Here is a 3,118-nt window from a genome sequence, read left to right on the forward strand (position 1 = left end):
TTACTTTTTTTGGCAAATCTTTCACTGATCTAAGGATATCCTAGAATCTCTACCAAGATTTGTTTTTTCTGAATTCGTTGGAGATTGCAGGGTGAAACTAAATTGCAAGATATTTATCTAAACCTGATCAATCTTCTTTGATTTGAGTAGGTTTTTCCTTTGCACCAATCATTTGATCAAGAAATCCTCTCACTGTTTCTTGCCAACCAGGAATAGCCATAACTTTTTCTCTAACTCCTGATGAAACTTTCAACTGAAGAGGTGTCTTATCATAGGCTACTTTTTTCTGCGGTTTAAATTTTATCGTACTCATGTGGTTTTATCTGTGGTATACTAGATATTGTAGCAGTAAGGCTAGATAAATGCTCTTAGGTTTCAAAACCGAATTGAAACTGAATAACATACAGCGTACTAAGTTGTTACAGCATTGTGGAGTTTCCCGCCACGCTTGGAACTGGGGCTTGAGATTAACAAAACAAATCCTTAATCACAATCAAGCTAACGTAACGGAGAAAATAAAGTTTCCTAGTGCTATTGACCTCCATAAATGGTTAGTAGCGCTAGTAAAGCCTGAATGTCCTTGGTACTATGAATGCTCTAAGTCAGCACCACAGGAAGCATTACGGTCATTAAGGACTGCATGGGATAGATGCTTTAAAAAGACTTCTGGAGTTCCCAATTTCAAGAAAAAGGGATTGCGCGATTGCTTTACTCTCGAAGGTGTGATTAAGGTGATTGCTCTTAATAAAATTCAAGTCCCGAAAATTGGAGTTTTGAAAACCTATGAGCCATTGCCTCAACTTAATCCAAAATCGGTATCAATATCTCGCCAAGGGGACAGATGGTTTATTAGCTTTAGGTTTGATATTGAGCAACAGGAATCTACCAAGAAAACCATTGTGGGTGTTGACTTGGGGGTGAAGGTGCTGGCAACGCTTTCTACTGGAGAGGTATTCAGTAGTGCAAAATCCTACAGAAGGCATGAAGCCAAACTTTCTCGAATGCAATGGTTGCATCGTCATAAAGTTAAAGGTTCAGCCAACTGGAAAAAGGCACAGATAGAGATTGCTAGGCTGCACGCCAAAATAGCGAATATCCGCAAGGACACATTACATAAACTCACCACACTACTTGCCCAGAACCACGGCACAGTAGTAATTGAGGATCTGAATGTGAGTGGGATGATGGCTAATCATAAGCTAGCGACATCAATCGCTGATATGTCGTTTTTTGAGTTTCGCCGTCAGTTGACCTATAAATGTGAACTCTACGGTTCTAAGCTTGTTGTCGTTGATAGGTGGTTCCCAAGTAGCAAGACTTGCTCAAATTGTGGAACTAAAAAAGAAACACTTTCCTTAAGTGAAAGAGTATTTAACTGTGAACATTGCGGTAAAGTGATTGATCGTGATTTGAACGCCGCACTGATTCTCTCAAAAGTCGTCAGTTAGATGATGTTAGCCTGTGGACTGGTTGATGCCGACATCTCCAGAATGAAGTAGGAAGTAAACACCAAAGATATTCGTAAACTTTCTTTTTAAGAGTTTTTTAGGTAACTTTGGATAAGTTTTATATAACGGTGAGTGGATAGGTTAGACTACGAAGCAAGCCTGCTGGAATTCACCTAACTGAATCAACCAAATAAATGCCATGACTGACGAATTCTACAATAGAGGATTGGAAAAGGCTAGGCGAAAAGACTACGCTGGAGCAATTGAGGCATTTAACCATGCTTTAGAACTGACACCTTACTTTCTTGAAGCTTACTTGCAACGGGGTTTGGCATATTATGAGTCAGGTGCAATCCTTAAGGCTGTTTCAGATTATACTGAAATCCTCAAGCTTAATCCTGAGAGTGTAGAGGCATATTATTGTCGTGGATTGGCAAGGGTGACGCTGAAAAATTTACCGGGGGCGCTGGAGGATGTTGAACGCGCTATTCATCTCAATCTAAATTATGCTGCTGCTTATAATCTGCGGGGAATAGTGCGGCGCAAACAGGGTTATATTCAAGATGCGATCGCTAATTTTAAAAAGGCTGCACAATTATATCTAGAGCAACAGGATAAAGAAAATTGTCGTCTGTGTCTGGAACTAATTAAACAACTACAACCCAAAGAATTACCTGTTGTACAGCAATCACATTCCACCAATGCGCCAATTTTATCCACAAAGGAATATTTCACGCAATTATTAGAAAAGGCGGAAAAGGGAGATAGCCAAGAAGCACTGGCTGATTTAAACTGGGTATTAAAAGCCGATCCGCAAGATGCCCAAGCTTACTGCTGTCGTGGGGTTGTGCGTTGTAAAATGGGGAATTATCGAGAAGCGATCGCAGATTTTAATCAAGCATTGCGATTAAATTTTTCAGATGCCATTGTCTATCGCAACCGAGGCAAAGCCCGTTCTATATTGGGAGATCATCAAGGTGCGATCGCGGATTTTAACCAAGCACTCCAGATTCAACCCGAAGATGCCTTAGTCTATATTGCCAGAGGTAATGCCTATCGGTCAACGGGCAATTATCTCGGTGCAATTCCAGATTACACCAAAGCGCTGCAAATCAATCCCGATGATGCTCAAGCTTACTACAATCGCGGCATTGCCTATACTTGCTTAGAAGAAATGCAAAACGCCGTGGAAGATTATCAACGGGCGGCGAGTATCTTTTGTGAACAAGAAGACTGGGGAAATTATCAACAAGTCTTAAGTAGCCTAGAAAAAATCCATAAATTTAGTCCAGAGTCAAAAAAGCAAAAATATAATCTGCTACGTCAGCGACTTTTGCGAATGGTTGGGGGATATTGGGAAATTGCCGAACGATTGATTCAGCAGAAGCAGGATTATCATCCTGGGATGTCAGACGAGTGGTATTTGCAAAAAGTTATTGATGATTTAGAACGCGATCGCGGTAGATAAAATATAAATACCACTACAAACCTAAATTCACATATTGCATTTATCTACTTTTAATCAAGAATGGGTAATAAGTAATTTATTTACTAAACCTCATCTATGTTGAGAACCGTAGTTTTTGCCCTCACCCTAAATCCCTCTCCCATATCTGGGAGAGGGACTTTGAAATTCTGGCTCCCCTTCTCCCAAATCTGCGAGAAGGGGT

The 3,118-nt window shown here is 40.4% G+C and carries 3 protein-coding genes; 2 read left to right on the plus strand and 1 reads right to left on the minus strand.

From position 1 onward, the window contains the following. Positions 1-127 precede the first annotated feature (127 nt). On the minus strand, positions 128-313 hold the full coding sequence (locus ACYTXL_RS29765; protein ID WP_461927784.1) for a hypothetical protein: 186 nt from the start codon (positions 311-313) through the stop codon (positions 128-130). 49 nt (positions 314-362) lie between these two features. On the opposite strand from ACYTXL_RS29765, the gene ACYTXL_RS29770 reads away from it, so the two are divergent. Both ACYTXL_RS29770 and ACYTXL_RS29775 read left to right on the plus strand, forming a co-directional pair. Then, positions 363-1,448: an RNA-guided endonuclease InsQ/TnpB family protein gene (locus tag ACYTXL_RS29770; RefSeq protein WP_461927785.1), complete on the plus strand. Its 1,086-nt coding sequence runs from the start codon at positions 363-365 to the stop codon at positions 1,446-1,448. A gap of 199 nt (positions 1,449-1,647) precedes the next feature. Then, positions 1,648-2,916 (plus strand): tetratricopeptide repeat protein, encoded by a 1,269-nt coding sequence (locus ACYTXL_RS29775; protein ID WP_461927786.1) that lies wholly within the window; start codon positions 1,648-1,650, stop codon positions 2,914-2,916. Positions 2,917-3,118: the final 202 nt, after the last annotated feature.

Source organism: Nostoc sp. (assembly GCF_054880495.1).